Below are 14,625 nucleotides of genomic sequence, written 5' to 3'. Positions count from 1 at the left end.
GCCAGGCTAAAAGCCCGCAGCATCCCAAACCGCGCGAGAGTCTACCAGCTTGCAAGCGTCTGCGTTATATCCGAGTCTTCAGTGCATATAACATTTCGAGCGCTTTTCTCGGCGTCAAGTCGTCCAGATCAAGCTTAGCCAACTCATCCAGTACCGGGTGAGGCAGGCTGGCGAACATATCGCTCTGGTGCGGCGCGCTGGGTTTGTTGCTGGCTTTGGCCGGGCTGGCCACGGGAATCTCGTGGGGCAGGGCGGTTTCTTCCAGGCGGCTCAGGTGCTCGCGGGCGCGGGTGATCACCTCTGCCGGTACACCCGCCAGTTGCGCCACGGCCAGGCCGTAACTCTGGCTCGCCGGGCCGGGCAGCACGTGGTGCAGGAACACGATGCGCTCGTTGTGCTCGGTGGCATTGAGGTGCACGTTGGCCACCAGCGGCTCGTTTTCCGGCAGCACGGTCAGCTCGAAGTAATGCGTCGCGAACAGCGTATACGCCCGCAGGTGCGCCAGCCGCTCGGCCGCAGCCCAGGCCAGGGACAGTCCGTCGAAGGTGCTGGTGCCGCGGCCCACTTCGTCCATCAGCACCAGGCTGCGTTCGGTGGCGTTGTGCAGGATGTTGGCGGTTTCGCTCATTTCCACCATAAAGGTCGAACGGCCACCGGCCAGGTCATCGCTGGAGCCGATCCGGGTGAAGATGCGGTCCACCAGGGACAATTCGCAGCTGGCTGCCGGCACGAAGCTGCCGATATGGGCCAGCAGCACGATCAAGGCGGTCTGACGCATGTAGGTGGATTTACCGCCCATGTTCGGACCGGTGATCACCAGCATGCGGGTGTCGTCGTCCAGCGACAGGTCGTTGGCGACGAACGGCGTGGTCAACACCTGCTCCACCACCGGGTGGCGACCTTGCACGATGCGCATGCACGGTTCGCTGACAAACCGCGGGCAGTTCAGGTCAAGGTTCAGGGCGCGCTCGGCGAGGTTGCTCAGCACATCCAGTTCGGCCAGGGCGGCGGCGGTGTCCTGCAACGGCGCCAGCTTGTCGATCAGGCTTTCGAGCAACGCTTCGTAGAGCATCTTCTCCCGAGCCAAGGCGCGACTCTTGGCCGACAGGGCCTTGTCTTCGAAGGCTTTCAACTCTGGCGTGATAAAGCGCTCGGCACCCTTGAGGGTCTGGCGGCGCTGGTAATCGATCGGCGCCTGCTCGGCCTGCTTGCTCGGCAACTCAATAAAGTAGCCGTGCACGCGGTTGTAGCCGACTTTCAGGTTGGCCAGGCCCGTGCGGGCTTTTTCCCGGGCTTCGAGGTCGATCAGGAACTGCCCGGCGTTCTCGCTCAGGGATTGCAGTTCGTCCAGCTCGGTGTCGTAACCGGTCTTCAACACGCCACCGTCACGGATGATCGCGGGTGGGTTGTCGATGATGGCTTTTTCCAGCAGCGCCGCCAGTTCCGGGTAGGTGCTGGTGGTGACTGCCAGCTGCTGCAGGTGCGGCGCTTCCAGTTCGGTCATCGCCGCTTGCAGTTGCGGCAGGGCGCCAAGGGCATCCCGCAGGCGTGCCAGGTCCCGGGGCCGTGCGTTACGCAGGCCGATCCGCGCCAGGATCCGCTCGATATCGCCGATTTCCTTGAGCTGCGGTTGCAGCTTTTCAAAGCGATAGCGATCCAGCAGGCAGGTAATAGAGGTTTGACGGGCTTGCAGCACCGTCAGGTCCCGCAGTGGGCGGTTCAACCAGCGGGTCAACAAGCGGCTGCCCATGGCGGTCTGGCAACGGTCGACCACCGATTGCAGGGTGTTGTCGCGCCCGCCGGCCAGGTTGGTGTCCAGCTCCAGGTTGCGCCGGCTGGCGCCGTCCAGCACCACCGTGTCGTCCAGGCGCTCATGGCGCAGGCTGCGCAAATGGGGCAGGGCGGTGCGCTGGGTTTCCTTGGCATAACTGAGCAGGCAGCCGGCGGCGCCGATGGCCAGGGTCAGGGTTTCGCAACCAAACCCCTTCAGGTCTTGCACGGAGAATTGCTGGCACAGGCTTTTCAGCGCCGAATCACGTTCGAAATCCCACGGCGCGCGACGCTTGGTCCCACGGCGACGTTCCGCCGGCAGGTCCTTTGGCCAGTCATCCGGAATCATCAACTCCACCGGGTTGACGCGCTCCAGTTCCGCCAGCAGGTTTTCCCAGCCCTTGATCTCCAGCACCGTGAAATTGCCACTGGTGATATCCAGCACTGCCAGGCCGAACAGCCGCTCGTCCCCCAGTACCGCTGCGATCAGGTTATCGCGACGCTCATCCAGCAGCGCCTCATCACTCACCGTGCCCGGAGTAATAATGCGTACCACCTGACGCTCAACCGGGCCCTTGCTGGTGGCCGGGTCGCCGATCTGCTCACAGATCACCACCGACTCGCCCAGCTTCACGAGTTTAACCAGGTAACCTTCCAACGAATGATAGGGAATCCCGCACATCGGAATCGCCTGCCCGGCCGACTGCCCGCGCGCGGTCAGGGTGATGTCCAGCAACTTGGCGGCCTTCTTCGCGTCTTCATAGAAGATCTCGTAGAAGTCGCCCATGCGATAGAACATCAACTGATCAGGGTGCTGGTTTTTCAGGCGCCAGTACTGCTGCATCATCGGAGTGTGGCTGGAAAGGTCGGTCATACGGTGGTTTCAGCTCTGCCTGTCTATTTGAAGATGTACATCTGTCTAATACTACAGGGAAAATTTTCCGCATGCCTTGCCGGTCATGAGACGGCAAATCTGGTGTGTACTCCGGATTCATTCAGTCCATTGTGCACGACTCGCTTCGCTACACCAGGCACCGCGAGGTACTTCGCCTCGATCAGGCCGCGTGGGATGCCGTGCAGGACTTCCCGCAACACAACATGTCAGCCCTGGACTACGACCAGGCGGTCGACCGGCAGATCTCGCGCTGGCGCCAGACTCAGCACCCACTGGAACTGCAGCGCCATGGGGAAGAAAAAGCCCGGGCCGACCAATTCGAAACGACTGTTGAGCAGTCAGCCGAGCGCCTTGAACGTGTGAATTGAATTAATGCCTCGAGCGGCTTGATCAGGTCAGGTACTTGATCTTTGAGATCGCCGATTTGGTAACTACCAATTAACTATTGAATCATTTCAAAGCCCTAATAGATATCCAGCGATCCTCAACGCCATCATGGCAGTGAATAGAGTAAAAGTTATAAGCATCGGAATGATTAATAGTCTTTTGTAGAAAACGGGCAGTCTATTCATCTCGTTGATATCAATTATGCCTTTTTTGGCGCACAGATTCGGCATCATCATGACTATTGTCATCACCCCACCTCGAATAAGCTTTCCGAGTACGCCGCCACCTGACCATGCCTCTCTAATGGTTGATACAAAAGAGCAGTTTGGTAGATGGCTTTCTATGGTCTCAACATATTTATGCGCAATCACAGCTGTTACAATTAGATTAATAATCATCGGTAATATTATAAAAATACCAATCAGGCCTATTGGGATGTTTGTCATTCTGTAACTTTCCCATAAATATACTTTCCAATTTTCTCGCCGATCCACTTACCCCCTTCGCCTCCCACCCATCCACCCGCTGCACCTCCTATAACGGTGCAGGCCAATGCACCTGGACCTGTTGTGATACCTAGCCCCAGCAAACATATGCCTCCTGCTATGGGGCCGCCGAGAGCTCCGCCTCCCCCCGCTCCGGTTATACTCCCGACCAGAGAGCTCCCCTCAACATATTTTGCTCTCTTGCATTGCTCCTCGCGCCCTAACGCACAAGCTTTATGAATTGAAATTGCGGTGGAGCCTACTTCAAGCGCGGTCCCAATATAGGCTCCCCGTTTTATCCACTTGGAGGCCATTGCCACACCGGATACCTTATCTGTGTACCCCGCGAGTTCTGCAGTATGCATATAGCTTTTGGTTGAAAGCCCGAGCAGTCTTTTGATCGAGCCTTCCTTGCGCAGTCCGGAACCGTAGGCCAGAAAATTATCCAGCTGTTTATCAAGCTTCATGAACAACTCTGTTCGCTTCGCATAGAAAACGTCTCGTTGAGTAATGGTGCCTGAGCTGACGTGTCTCCGATAAAGATTTTCAATGTCCTGAAGCGTTTTTTTAATGTCGTCCATATGTTTGGCCCAGCTATCACTGGCCGCGCCTATCCCCATGGACGTGTAGGAGATCGCCTGCTTAAGCAGCTCAAAATGCTCAAGAAAAAAGTCATCTGCTCCCACCCCGTTAACCAACAACGCCGTATGCACTTCGGCAGCTTTTGCCATCAGGAAGGCTTCCTGAGCGGTAGACGATGGAGTGGAGGCGTCCCCGACGATCACGACCTCACCGGCAAGGACAACTCCGCTCGAGATGTGGGAGTTGAGGGAAATGAACTTGCCCTTGGTATTCTTTGGTAGTGCAAGGCTAGCTTTCTGAGAGTCGAAGGTCTGCGTTCTGGAGTTGATAAAGGAAAGTGCTTCGGCCATGGTCGAACCTCACGAATACTTTTTATTGCTGATTCGGTCCCATCCGCCGGTCGTGTTACCGCCTGCTGTGCCATCGACGCGCTTCTGCAGGGTATAGGTTGTTTTGATGCGACCGTAGTTGAGTTGTACGATTTCCATGGGGATGCCGGAACTGGCGCTCTGGGTGTAATCAGCGATGATCACTTCTTCAAGCACTACCTCGTAGTATTTGAGTTTATCGGTGCTTGCGCGGCATAACACCAGTTTCACTTCCTTCAAGTGCTGACCCGCGCAGCTGGCCTCCATTAGCTTGCAACTGGCGCTATCCAAGTGTTTTGTGAAGGTGAAATTGGTCATGGTGGTACGACCGGATGATGCGCCACCAGAGGAGCTGGCAGTGGCGGAGGTGCTTTGACTAACGCCGAAGTTATAGCCGGTAATTTCTATCCATTTATTGTACTTTTCGTCTAGCGCTTCGCCAGGGATATCTGCGATCTGAATAAAGGCGTCGAAAGCCATTTTGTACCTCTCCTTGGTAGCCAATGGGTTACTCGCTAATGTGGCGTAGAGCCAGCGTACGACAGTAAATCACGGCTGCAGTTCAGAAGTGATGCTGCTCAACTTGTGCGATCCAGGCGAATACCCGGTTGATCTTTTCGCGATATCGCAGCCGGCCGAGGACGTCGACCTATCAGTTTTGGTGTTAAGGCATGCCTCACCACTTGCTACGACAAGAAATCCGCCTGGGGCATCCGTAATTTTGGCGGTTGTGGTCAAACCTACACCTTGATTCTGGTTATCGGTCTCGTAGCCAACATTGGCTCCACGATTGCAGCTGACGCGAACGTTCAATGCATTAAATATGCAAATTAGCATTTGCCAAGCATCAAAACTGCCTGCACTATCCGCGTTATGCAAAAACGCAACGTTTCTATCGTCTTAAGAGAGCTGCTGGACCGCGACCGGATCTCCCCCACGGAGCTTCACCGGCGTACCGGCGTGCCTCAATCCACGCTGTCCCGGATCCTCAGCGGCAAGATCGTTGACCCGTCGGACAAGCACATCTCGCGCATCGCCGATTACTTCCAGGTCAGCACCGACCAGCTGCGCGGGCGCGCGGCCCTGGTGCCGGCGCGGTCGGACGAGCGCGACCCGATGCATTCGGAACTCAAGGACATAAGCCTGTGGGACGACGACACCCCCGTTAATGATGACGAGGTGTCGATCCCCTTTCTGCGCGAGGTTGAATTGGCTGCTGGATCAGGAAGATTCGTCATCGAGGAAAGCGAGAAGGCCAGCCTGCGATTCGGCAAGCGCAGTCTGCGGCATAACGGTGTGCAGTTCGACCAGGCCAAGTGCGTGACGGTGCGCGGCAACAGTATGTTGCCGGTGCTGCGTGATGGCGCGACCGTCGGCGTCAACGCGGGCAAGTGCGGGATCGGCGACATCGTCGATGGCGACTTGTATGCCATCAATCACAACGGCCAACTGCGGGTGAAACAGCTCTACCGCCTGCCCTCCGGGATTCGCCTGCGCAGCTTCAACCGCGATGAACATCCGGATGAGGACTACAGCTTCCAGGACATCCAGGATGAACAGATCAGCATCCTCGGTCATGTCTTCTGGTGGGGCATGTACGCCCGCTGACCCATTCGCGTAAGACAAAGCCCGCCCATGAGCGGGCTTTTTTTCGCCCATGCAAAACCTCCAAACCCCTTGCCCATCAGGCTGGAAATGCACTCATGCATAAGTCGAGCAAAAATAAATGCATTTGTGCATTGACTGTATATGCATACATGCATATTCTTCATCTCAAGCCAGCCAAGAAGGCCTGGTGGAGGCGGCAAGGATGCTGCCAAGGAAGACAAGGACGTTACGCAACACCGGCAAGGACGCCATCGAAGCGATGGCACGGATGCCAGGCAACACCGGCAAGGATGCCGACGCTCTTTAGTTTCAAACCGCTTCAAGAACAGGCAGCGATGAACCGGCCTTAACGGTTCAGAGGGTTGGCAACTGGCCCGGGTGTGCAGCGTAAAGCACCAGAAGCAGTTATCCGGCAGACAGGGATCGTGGTCGGAAAAACATTGAGGAAAGAACCGTACCGCGCCAGTAGCGCCGAACGTTCGAGGACATCATTACTGAAAAGCCCGGGCAACCGGGCTTTTTGGAATGCCTACCTATAAATGGAATTACCCAACACCCGGCACTGCGCCGGTAATGCTCAGCCAGGAGGCGTGACATGACAAACGAGCAGCAAGCGTTAGCGGAAATGCCTATCTGGCTGGTGATCGCACTGGCCCTGATCGGCGGTGTTTCCGGAGAAATGTGGCGCGCCGACAAGGAAGGCGCTCGAGGTTGGTCGCTGATACGGCGCCTGGCCCTGCGCTCCGGGGCGTGCATGGTCTGCGGGGTCTCAGCCCTGATGCTGTGCTACGCCGCCGGCATGTCGATCTGGACGGCCGGCGCCATTGGTTGCCTGACCGCCATGGCCGGCGCCGACGTGGCCATCGGCCTTTATGAACGCTGGGCGGCCAAGCGCATCGGCGTCAACGAAGGCACCCGTCAGGACCCGCAGTAACCGTTGCAAGGACGCTACTTAAATGACGCTTATCGAAAGACCCTCCCAACTGCCCCAGGCCATTAAAGATGCGCTGCAAGTTGCCTTCCCGGACCTTAAGGTCGGCAATCATCAGGACTTCCAGGGCACCGGGGATAACACCGGTGTATTGATCACCGTCGAAGGCAATGGCCCGGGCGTCCGTTCCCGTGAAGGGCGCAAGGCTCATGCCCTGGGGATCTCACTCAAGGCCATGGTCGCCCCGGGTGCCTTGCCCTTTGATGCCTGCGACCTGGCCAGCCAACTGATGGACCTGGTGCTGGATAACCGCTGGAGCCTGCCGCAGGACCAGTGCGACCTGCCGGCCAATATCGTCGCCGCGCCCTCAGTACGCACCACCGCAGAAACGGACTACGACACCTGGACCGTCACCTTCACCCAAACCCTCTATATCGGACCGCCGTTGCTCAACGATCCCACCGGCAAACCCCTGTTCGCCTGCACCTGGGAAGTCTCGAACATCGATGACCCCGACCAATACAAACCACTGGCGGAGTAGCCCATGTTCGACGCGCTGTTACGCATGCAACTGGGACCGATCATCGAGCGCCTGGCTGAAATGGAATCTCAGCTCGAAGACCTGTATCGCCGCGCCGACAGTTTCTGCCGCATCGGCGTGTGCCAGGAGGTCGACGCCGCCAGCAATACCTGCAAGGTCAGCCACGGCGACTTGCTCACCCCGGCGATCCGCTTTTTCAACCCCAGCGCCGGTGCACAGACGGAAACCCGCATCCCGTCAGTGGGCGAGCAATGCTTGCTGCTCAATTACGGCGGCGGGGAGGGCGGGGCGCAATCGGTGGCCTTGTTCGGTTTGAACAGCGACCGTTTTCCGCCGGTCTCCAGCGTTCCGACGCTGACCCGGCGGCGCCATCAGGACGGTACCCAAAGCGACTACGACGACGCCAGCCACACCTTCAACTGGGTCAATGGCCCCACCACGTTCATCGGTTCCCGCGAACAGGTCGACATCAAGGTCGGCGCCGCCGGCCTCACGATGAGCGCCCAGGGCATCACGCTGCAAGTCGGCGGTACGAGCCTGTTGCTGGATGCCGGCGGCGCGCACTTCACCGGCCCGGTGGTGGACCACCAAGGCCGGGTCATCAGCCCCTGATAAGGACATCCCATGATTGGAATCGATCGGAACACCGGGGCGGCCGTTGATGACTGGCTGCAATTCGTCCAGCGCGCCACCCGAGCGCTGACCACGCCGTTAGGCACCCGCCAGAAGCGTCCGCTGTACGGCTCGATGATCCCCCAACTGCTCGGGCAAAACCTTGGTGATGACTTGCTGATTCTCGCCCAGAGCCATGCCGCCCAGGCGTTCTACAACCCACAGAACGGCATCGCCGACTTCGAGCCGCAAGTCATCGTTGCCAACCGCCAGGGCGCCGGCCTGTTGTTGCGCTTTGCCGGCACCTGGAAAAACCGCAAACAATCCTTCGAGGTGGTGACATGAGCATGCTGATACCCGGCCAGAACCAGTTGGCCGAGCCGGCGATCATTGCCGTCGACGAGTTCGAACCGCTGTTGGCGGAGTTCAAGGCGTTTGTCGTTGATTACGTCGCCACCCGTGCGCCGGAAAATGCCGCCAAGCTCAAGGTCAGCCTGGAGAACGAAAGCGAGTTGCTGACGTTGGCGCTCGAAGCTTTTTGCGTTCGCCTGCAAACCCACGAGCGCAAATACAACGCCCGCATCAAGCAGATGCTGGCGTGGTGGGCCACCGGCAGCAACCTCGACGCACGCCTGGCCGACATGGGCCTGGAGCGCCAGGTGCTGGACCCCGGTGACCCGGCGGCTTTCCCGCCAGTGCCGCCGACGCTGGAGAGCGACGATGACGCCCGACTGCGTTACTACCTCGCGCCCCATGCTCCAGCGGCAGGCTCGCGCATGCAGTATCGCCGGGAGGTTTTCACCCTGGGTGAGCGTCCATCGGTGAAAGTGCAAAGTGCTACGCCCGGGGTGGTGACGGTCACTTATACCTTCGACCCGGACGGCTATGCGGCTCGGGTCAAGGATGGCAACGGCCGTCGCACCGCGCCGGGTGAAGTGATGGTGACGGTCTTGGCCCGAGACGGCGATGGCACGCCACCTGCTGATCTGCTCGACGGTGTACGCCGGCATTTCGCCCGGCCTGATGTGCGGCCGGAAACGGATCTCGTCACGGTGCAGGCGGCTCAGATCCTGCGCTACAAAATTCGCGTAGTGGCGAAGATCAACCCCGGCCCGGATTCCGGGCTCACTCAAGTCGCCGCCCAGAAACTGCTGCAAGACTATGCAGAGTCTTGTCATCGCCTGGAAGGCCGGGTGGACCCGAGCTGGATCGACTACGCCATCCACTCGGCAGGCGCTGCCCAACTGCAAATCCTTGAACCGCTGGAGCCGATTGTCAGCACGGCATTCCAGGCCCCGTATTGCACGGGTGTCGAGGTGGAGGTGCGCACGCTATGAGTGAGCGAAAAAGCAGCTTGCTGCCCGCTAACAGTTCGCCGTTGGAGAAGGCGCTGGACTTGGGGTTCGGGCAGTTGCTCGACCGGGTTACTCCGCCCTTCCCGGCATTGATGAACCCGTTGCAGACGCCGGTTGAATTCCTTCCCTACTTGGCCGCTGATCGCGGCGTCAGTGAATGGGATGCCGATGCCAGCGAATCGGAGAAGCGCCTCACCGTGGCCTTGTCCTGGCAGATCCAGCGTCAGGCCGGTACGCCCAAGGCGTTGAGCTACGCCGTCGAATCGCTGGGTTTCACCCCCAACCTCAGCGCCTGGTATCAACAGCGGCCAACCGGTTTGCCTTACACCTTTGACGTGCAGGCAATCATCGGTCGCAGTTGGTCCAGCGGTGATCACAACCGTTTGATCCGCCGCATCAACGCGGCCAAGAGCGAGCGGGACCTGGGCACGATCACCATCGTGCACGAGACCTCCCAGGGTTTACGTGTTGCCGCGGCCGCTGATCCGGCGTTGAACATCGGTGATGAAAGCCCGCCCGGCGCACTGCCCGAGGTGAAGTTACAGGGGGCACTGGTGTGCAGCAGCGTGGCTCACACACCACTAAGCGATGGTGAGTTGCAGCTGTGTGGCGTGCTGCCTGAATTCGGGCTGGCGGCCCGGCTTAACAGTGCCGGGGTTGCCCGGCACTACACCCTTAACGACTACGACCTCAGGGCGCAGACATGACAGATGAAATTACACGCCTGGTGCGCTTCACCTCCAAGGGATTGGATGAAGTGCTGCAGGCAAAGAACCAGGGCTTGAAAGGCGAAATCACCCACATCGGCGCCGGCACCGGCCGGTACAACCCCGACGGCACTGAAGTTGCCCTGCGTGATGAGCGCCAGCGGGTGGCGATTGTGGACTACGAGGACTTGGGCGACCGGCAACTCAGGATGGCCGCGCTGTTTGATGGTGAGGCTGAGTATGAGATTGGCGAGTTCGGTTTTTACCTTGCCAGTGGGACTTTGTTGGCGGTGTATTCCGTGGCGGGGAAGTTGCTAACGTATAAAGCTGCGGCGGCTCGGGTGCTGCAGAAGTTCACGTTGGATATTTCGCCGTTGCCGGCGGATAGCGTGATGATAGTTGTGGGGAGTGAAAACCTGAATGTATTGATGGCTGAAGAGATCGCAATCATGGCGGCGGCTTCGGTTGGCAATATGTCTCGTCACGTTGATCTGATGTTGCGGGTTATGCATCTCGAAACGAAGTAGCTGCACTGACAAAAGTGCTGGAAAGATTAATTGACAGGGAGTGGATGATGGGAATTGAAACGACTATCACGAAAGTTGTAGATGCGTGTAATAAGCTGACGGAAACGGTGACTAACCAGATTGGAAAAATTGATGCGCAAGTAGAGGCTGCATCGAGTCAGTTCACAGCTTGGCGTAATAGTGTGCAAGCCAAAGATATTAATGGTCGCGCGCTTTATAAACAGGAAATTGATCTAACAGGGCTACCGACCGATACGTTTTATCCTGTCTGGTGGACGATGCCAGGTAATGAGAGTGGTGAAACAGAAATTACTCTTTCCCGGATCTACAGTCGTGATCAAGAGTTAGAACCTTTTGGTAAGGGTGTCTATCATATCGCGGGGCTGAATTTGCAGATGGAGGGTTGCGGTTACATCTGGAACGGCGACGGTAATTTATTGAGTATTAAGCGTATTTCTCAAACTTACCGGGAGTCGGTTCGAGGTGTAAGTTTCGGGATGATCTGTGTTGCACGACATATCACGGGCGTCAGGCCGTTGTATCAAGATGTAGCAGACGGTCAAGTAATTCAGGCGGCAATGCATTCCGGTGTTTATTTGCGCGGAGGATTGGGGTACACGGTGACTAAATCGTTTGCCGGCGCTGTTGGTTTCAGCCGCTCCGATAGCGAGGTGGCTATTGGCGAAAGTACTCAAGGTGATTGGGAGATTCGTTGGTGCGTTCGACCGTATCGTTTGGTAGATGCTGACGCGGTCTTGGGAGCAACGTTGCCCGAGAAGCGGTTGGCGTACTCCTACGACAACGACAAAATCTATGCATCGAAGGGGGTTTGAATGACGCTTTCTATTAAAACTGCCGTGACACCTGCAGGTGAGCAGCTGATCAATATTCCAGCGGATGTTGAGATTCTCAAAAATCTTGGTTTTTCCGTCGAACAAGCAGAACAGCTTTGCATTGAGGCCGCGAAAACCACTCAGCTAGAGAGTTCCATCGCGGCGCGTCGCACCCTGTATGTGACTGAAGCTGACCCGCTGTTCCTTGAATGGCAATACGACGAAACTCCTGAAAAAGAAAAGGCGTGGCGCGACAAAGTTGCGGAGATCAAAGCACTTTATCCATTGCCTGATCGCACCTGAACCACACACCGCGAAAGCGGTTTTTTTTCGCCCGCCCAAAGCCCCTCTTCCAGGGGCTTTCGCGTTTTGCGTCTGGAGAATTTCGCAAATGCCAAACCGTCAGAAATACACCGTCCTCATCCCGTTCCCCACCGGCGCCGGCCATTGGTCCACCGTCGGTCAGGAACTCGACCTGCTGGATGTCGAAGCCTGCGCCCTGCGCACCGCTGGCCGCCTGGAGCTCACCAGCGTCCTCAACTCCACTCCCAAGAAGGCTGACTGATCATGGCTGAGGTTTTGAACTTCGAGCACAACGGCATCACCGTGAATGCCACTGAATCCCCCGAGGCCATGGGTGGCCTGGGTGATAACGTGATCGGCCTGGTGGGCACTGCCCCCAATGCCCACGCGTCGATCCCGAAAAACGCCCCGTTCCGCATCAACAGCTTCACCACCCAGGCGTTGCTGGACCCCACCGGCGCCGAGACCGGCACGCTGTTCCACGCCGTGTACCAGATCCTCAAAGTGGTCAAGGTGCCGGTCTACGTGGTGATCGTCGACGAGGGCACCACCCCGGCCGACACCCTCAATAACGTGATCGGCGGTGAAGAGCCGGTGACCGGCCGCAAACTGGGCCTCGCCGCCCTGGCCAGCGTCCCCGAAGACCTGACCATCATCGGCGCCCCGGGCTTCACCGGCACCAAGGCCGTGGCCGGCGAATTCGCTTCCTTCGGCAAGCGCATCAAGGCCCGTGTGGTGCTGGATGGCAAGGACGCGTCCGTTGCCGACCAAGTGACCTACAGCGGCGAACTGGGCGGTGCCGACCTCGGTTTCGACCGTTGCCTGCTGGTGCACAACATGCCGTCGGTGTACTCCAAGGCTGCGAAGAAAAATGTGTTCCTGGCGCCGTCGTCCCTGGCCATCGCGGCACTGGCCAAGGTCAAGCAATGGGAAAGCCCGGGCAATCAGGTGACGTTCGCCGAAGACGTTTCCCGCGTGGTTGAGTACAACATCCTCGACACCTCCACTGAAGGCGACCTGCTTAACCGCTACGGCGTGAGCTACTACGCCCGCACCATCCTCGGCGGCTTCTCGCTGCTGGGTAACCGCTCCATCACCGGCAAGTTCATCAGCTACGTGGGCCTGGAAGACGCCATCAGCCGCAAGCTGGTCAAGGCCGGCCAGAAAGCCATGGCCAAGAACCTCACCAAGTCCTTCATGGACCAGGAGGTCAAGCGCATCAACGACTGGCTGCAAACTCTGGTGGCCGACGAAACCATCCCCGGCGGCAGCGTGTACCTGCACCCGGAACTGAACAGTGTCGAGAAGTACAAGAACGGCACCTGGTTCATCGTCATCGACTACGGCCGCTACGCGCCGAACGAACACATGATTTATCAACTCAACGCCCGTGATGAAATCATCGAGCAGTTCCTGGAGGACGTTCTCTAATGTTTACCAACCGAGTCAGACAGGCCATTGCGGCCACCCTCCAAGGCCTGCCGTTGTCGGCCACCGTGGAAGAATTCACCCCGCCGAAAATCGAGTTCGACATGGAACTCATGACGGGCGGGCGTTTTATCGTCGAGGAAATGGCCAAGAGCGCCAAGGCGCTGGGTGCCAAGTTGATCCTGCAAGGCGCCGGCCCGGAAATCATGCTGGCCTTGGGTGTGCGGCTGGGTGACGACATCCTGCTGAACGTGCGTGAAGCCGGCCAGGATCAGGATGGCCGGACCTATTTCACCTATCACACCGTCGGCGGCAAGCTCAAAATCCTTGAGGAGGGCAAGTTGAAAATGGGTGAGAAAGCAACCACCACCCTGGAGCTGTCCTGCCGCACCTACACCCGCCTGGAAAACGGCATCCCGGTGATCGACATCGACGTGCGCACCCAGAAGTTCGTGCTCAACGGCGTCGACATCCTCGGTGATGCCCGCCGCGCAGTGCTGATGCCCTAAGCCTCCACGGCGCCTGAAGTGAACACCGACAGGGTGGGGGCGGGCTTGCTCGCGAATGCGCAGGGTCAGTCAATACAGGTGTGACTGACAGACCGCATTCGCGAGCAAGCCCGCTCCCACATGGACCGGTGTTGCTTTGCAGATATTTTCTCATCAAGGAATAGCCCCATGGCCTGGATGCCACCGCTGCACATCCTGCTGTCCCCGATCACCGCCGACACCGGCGCGACAATCGAGCAGGTGCAACTCAAGCCGCTGTACTACGCCGCGCAGAAAGACGCGCTGGCCCGGGCCGGTGACGACGAGGACGGCCAGTTTTTTGAACTGGCGAAACTCGCCACCGGCCTGTCGGAAAAAGAGCTCGACCAGCTCAAGCGCCCGGACTACGTGACCATCGCCCAATACGTGCATGACATGTCAACCCGTCCGGCCTCGTTCTTCCTGGACGAAGCCCGCGAACCAAGCGACTCAATCACCACCGAACAGGTGAAGCTGCTGCTGCCGCTCAACGCGGCCGGCCGCACACTGACCGCGGTGACCCTGGAAATGCCCGCCCTGCGCGCCACCAAAGTGATGAAAAAACTCACCACGGCCAAAGAGCGCGCCGAGTTCATCACCGCTCATTGCAGCGGCTTGATGATCCCCGACCTGGCGGACCTGACCGTGCCCGACTGGACCGAACTGCAGGAGCGCATCGACGATTTTTTAAATCAACCGGCGGCCTTCTTTCGGAGCGCGATATCGAAGTAATCCTCGACGTCGTGCCGCTGGTTTACTTGGTAAA

At 58.4% G+C, this 14,625-nt stretch carries 19 protein-coding genes; 15 read left to right on the top strand and 4 right to left on the bottom strand.

The annotated features are described in order from the left end of the window. Positions 1-64 precede the first annotated feature (64 nt). Positions 65-2,644, bottom strand: a complete 2,580-nt coding sequence (mutS, locus tag HX855_RS23965) for a DNA mismatch repair protein MutS (RefSeq protein ID WP_177084771.1) — start codon at positions 2,642-2,644, stop codon at positions 65-67. 131 nt (positions 2,645-2,775) lie between these two features. Between mutS and HX855_RS23960 the strand changes: the two genes are divergently transcribed. Then, a complete protein-coding gene (locus HX855_RS23960) occupies positions 2,776-3,033 on the top strand; it encodes a hypothetical protein (protein ID WP_177084773.1) in 258 nt (85 codons plus the stop codon). Positions 3,034-3,120: 87 nt separating this feature from the next. On the opposite strand, the gene HX855_RS23955 is transcribed toward HX855_RS23960, so the two are convergent. From HX855_RS23955 to HX855_RS23945, 3 genes are read right to left on the bottom strand one after another with little or no spacing between them, the layout of a single operon-like run. Further along, positions 3,121-3,498, bottom strand: a complete 378-nt coding sequence (locus tag HX855_RS23955) for a hypothetical protein (protein ID WP_177084775.1) — start codon at positions 3,496-3,498, stop codon at positions 3,121-3,123. Further along, the gene (locus HX855_RS23950) at positions 3,495-4,469 is read right to left on the bottom strand and encodes a hypothetical protein (RefSeq protein WP_177084777.1); all 975 of its coding nucleotides are present in this window, start codon (positions 4,467-4,469) and stop codon (positions 3,495-3,497) included. The genes HX855_RS23955 and HX855_RS23950 overlap by 4 nt, the downstream gene beginning before the upstream one ends. Positions 4,470-4,478: 9 nt before the next feature. Beyond that, positions 4,479-4,967 (bottom strand): type VI secretion system tube protein Hcp, encoded by a 489-nt coding sequence (locus HX855_RS23945; RefSeq protein ID WP_177084779.1) that lies wholly within the window; start codon positions 4,965-4,967, stop codon positions 4,479-4,481. Positions 4,968-5,360: 393 nt separating this feature from the next. Between HX855_RS23945 and HX855_RS23940 the strand changes: the two genes are divergently transcribed. From HX855_RS23940 to HX855_RS23875, 14 genes are all read left to right on the top strand, one after another. After that, positions 5,361-6,095 carry an XRE family transcriptional regulator gene (locus HX855_RS23940; protein WP_177084781.1) on the top strand — a complete coding sequence of 245 codons (735 nt, stop codon included), beginning with the start codon at positions 5,361-5,363 and terminating at the stop codon, positions 6,093-6,095. 595 nt (positions 6,096-6,690) lie between these two features. Next, complete coding sequence (locus HX855_RS23935) at positions 6,691-7,029, top strand: phage holin family protein (RefSeq protein WP_177084782.1); 339 nt, start codon at positions 6,691-6,693, stop codon at positions 7,027-7,029. A 22-nt stretch (positions 7,030-7,051) separates the two neighbouring features. Beyond that, the gene (locus tag HX855_RS23930; RefSeq protein WP_177084784.1) at positions 7,052-7,567 is read left to right on the top strand and encodes a hypothetical protein; all 516 of its coding nucleotides are present in this window, start codon (positions 7,052-7,054) and stop codon (positions 7,565-7,567) included. Positions 7,568-7,570: 3 nt separating this feature from the next. After that, entirely contained in the window at positions 7,571-8,179 is a 609-nt protein-coding gene (locus tag HX855_RS23925) for a phage baseplate assembly protein V (RefSeq protein ID WP_177084786.1), read from the top strand. A 12-nt stretch (positions 8,180-8,191) separates the two neighbouring features. Then, complete coding sequence (locus tag HX855_RS23920; RefSeq protein WP_003208675.1) at positions 8,192-8,524, top strand: phage baseplate protein; 333 nt, start codon at positions 8,192-8,194, stop codon at positions 8,522-8,524. After that, entirely contained in the window at positions 8,521-9,516 is a 996-nt protein-coding gene (locus tag HX855_RS23915) for a baseplate J/gp47 family protein (protein ID WP_177084788.1), read from the top strand. The genes HX855_RS23920 and HX855_RS23915 overlap by 4 nt, the downstream gene beginning before the upstream one ends. Continuing rightward, positions 9,513-10,241 carry a phage tail protein I gene (locus tag HX855_RS23910; RefSeq protein ID WP_177084790.1) on the top strand — a complete coding sequence of 243 codons (729 nt, stop codon included), beginning with the start codon at positions 9,513-9,515 and terminating at the stop codon, positions 10,239-10,241. The genes HX855_RS23915 and HX855_RS23910 overlap by 4 nt, the downstream gene beginning before the upstream one ends. Further along, positions 10,238-10,768 (top strand): hypothetical protein, encoded by a 531-nt coding sequence (locus HX855_RS23905; RefSeq protein WP_177084792.1) that lies wholly within the window; start codon positions 10,238-10,240, stop codon positions 10,766-10,768. The genes HX855_RS23910 and HX855_RS23905 overlap by 4 nt, the downstream gene beginning before the upstream one ends. 47 nt (positions 10,769-10,815) lie before the next feature. Further along, complete coding sequence (locus tag HX855_RS23900) at positions 10,816-11,601, top strand: phage tail protein (RefSeq protein ID WP_177084794.1); 786 nt, start codon at positions 10,816-10,818, stop codon at positions 11,599-11,601. Further along, complete coding sequence (locus HX855_RS23895; RefSeq protein WP_177084796.1) at positions 11,602-11,904, top strand: hypothetical protein; 303 nt, start codon at positions 11,602-11,604, stop codon at positions 11,902-11,904. An 88-nt stretch (positions 11,905-11,992) separates the two neighbouring features. After that, positions 11,993-12,166, top strand: a complete 174-nt coding sequence (locus tag HX855_RS23890) for a hypothetical protein (RefSeq protein ID WP_177084798.1) — start codon at positions 11,993-11,995, stop codon at positions 12,164-12,166. 2 nt (positions 12,167-12,168) lie between these two features. Next, positions 12,169-13,335: a phage tail protein gene (locus tag HX855_RS23885; RefSeq protein ID WP_177084800.1), complete on the top strand. Its 1,167-nt coding sequence runs from the start codon at positions 12,169-12,171 to the stop codon at positions 13,333-13,335. After that, complete coding sequence (locus tag HX855_RS23880; RefSeq protein WP_177084802.1) at positions 13,335-13,841, top strand: phage major tail tube protein; 507 nt, start codon at positions 13,335-13,337, stop codon at positions 13,839-13,841. The genes HX855_RS23885 and HX855_RS23880 overlap by 1 nt, the downstream gene beginning before the upstream one ends. 168 nt (positions 13,842-14,009) lie before the next feature. Then, on the top strand, positions 14,010-14,591 hold the full coding sequence (locus tag HX855_RS23875) for a phage tail assembly protein (RefSeq protein ID WP_177084804.1): 582 nt from the start codon (positions 14,010-14,012) through the stop codon (positions 14,589-14,591). Positions 14,592-14,625: the final 34 nt, after the last annotated feature.

Source organism: Pseudomonas sp. IPO3778, from assembly GCF_013386825.1.
Taxonomy (GTDB): domain Bacteria; phylum Pseudomonadota; class Gammaproteobacteria; order Pseudomonadales; family Pseudomonadaceae; genus Aquipseudomonas.
This window is presented reverse-complemented; position numbering and strand designations above follow the sequence as displayed.

Coding starts and splice junctions, on each gene's coding strand:
- HX855_RS23935 (WP_177084782.1), top strand. CDS start 6,691: ATGACAAACGAGCAGCAAGCGTTAGCGGAAATGCCTATCTGGCTGGTG.
- HX855_RS23890 (WP_177084798.1), top strand. CDS start 11,993: ATGCCAAACCGTCAGAAATACACCGTCCTCATCCCGTTCCCCACCGGC.
- HX855_RS23880 (WP_177084802.1), top strand. CDS start 13,335: ATGTTTACCAACCGAGTCAGACAGGCCATTGCGGCCACCCTCCAAGGC.
- HX855_RS23955 (WP_177084775.1), bottom strand. CDS start 3,498: ATGACAAACATCCCAATAGGCCTGATTGGTATTTTTATAATATTACCG.
- HX855_RS23950 (WP_177084777.1), bottom strand. CDS start 4,469: ATGGCCGAAGCACTTTCCTTTATCAACTCCAGAACGCAGACCTTCGAC.
- HX855_RS23945 (WP_177084779.1), bottom strand. CDS start 4,967: ATGGCTTTCGACGCCTTTATTCAGATCGCAGATATCCCTGGCGAAGCG.
- mutS (WP_177084771.1), bottom strand. CDS start 2,644: ATGACCGACCTTTCCAGCCACACTCCGATGATGCAGCAGTACTGGCGC.
- HX855_RS23915 (WP_177084788.1), top strand. CDS start 8,521: ATGAGCATGCTGATACCCGGCCAGAACCAGTTGGCCGAGCCGGCGATC.
- HX855_RS23925 (WP_177084786.1), top strand. CDS start 7,571: ATGTTCGACGCGCTGTTACGCATGCAACTGGGACCGATCATCGAGCGC.
- HX855_RS23885 (WP_177084800.1), top strand. CDS start 12,169: ATGGCTGAGGTTTTGAACTTCGAGCACAACGGCATCACCGTGAATGCC.
- HX855_RS23875 (WP_177084804.1), top strand. CDS start 14,010: ATGGCCTGGATGCCACCGCTGCACATCCTGCTGTCCCCGATCACCGCC.
- HX855_RS23900 (WP_177084794.1), top strand. CDS start 10,816: ATGGGAATTGAAACGACTATCACGAAAGTTGTAGATGCGTGTAATAAG.
- HX855_RS23940 (WP_177084781.1), top strand. CDS start 5,361: ATGCAAAAACGCAACGTTTCTATCGTCTTAAGAGAGCTGCTGGACCGC.
- HX855_RS23905 (WP_177084792.1), top strand. CDS start 10,238: ATGACAGATGAAATTACACGCCTGGTGCGCTTCACCTCCAAGGGATTG.
- HX855_RS23930 (WP_177084784.1), top strand. CDS start 7,052: ATGACGCTTATCGAAAGACCCTCCCAACTGCCCCAGGCCATTAAAGAT.
- HX855_RS23910 (WP_177084790.1), top strand. CDS start 9,513: ATGAGTGAGCGAAAAAGCAGCTTGCTGCCCGCTAACAGTTCGCCGTTG.
- HX855_RS23895 (WP_177084796.1), top strand. CDS start 11,602: ATGACGCTTTCTATTAAAACTGCCGTGACACCTGCAGGTGAGCAGCTG.
- HX855_RS23920 (WP_003208675.1), top strand. CDS start 8,192: ATGATTGGAATCGATCGGAACACCGGGGCGGCCGTTGATGACTGGCTG.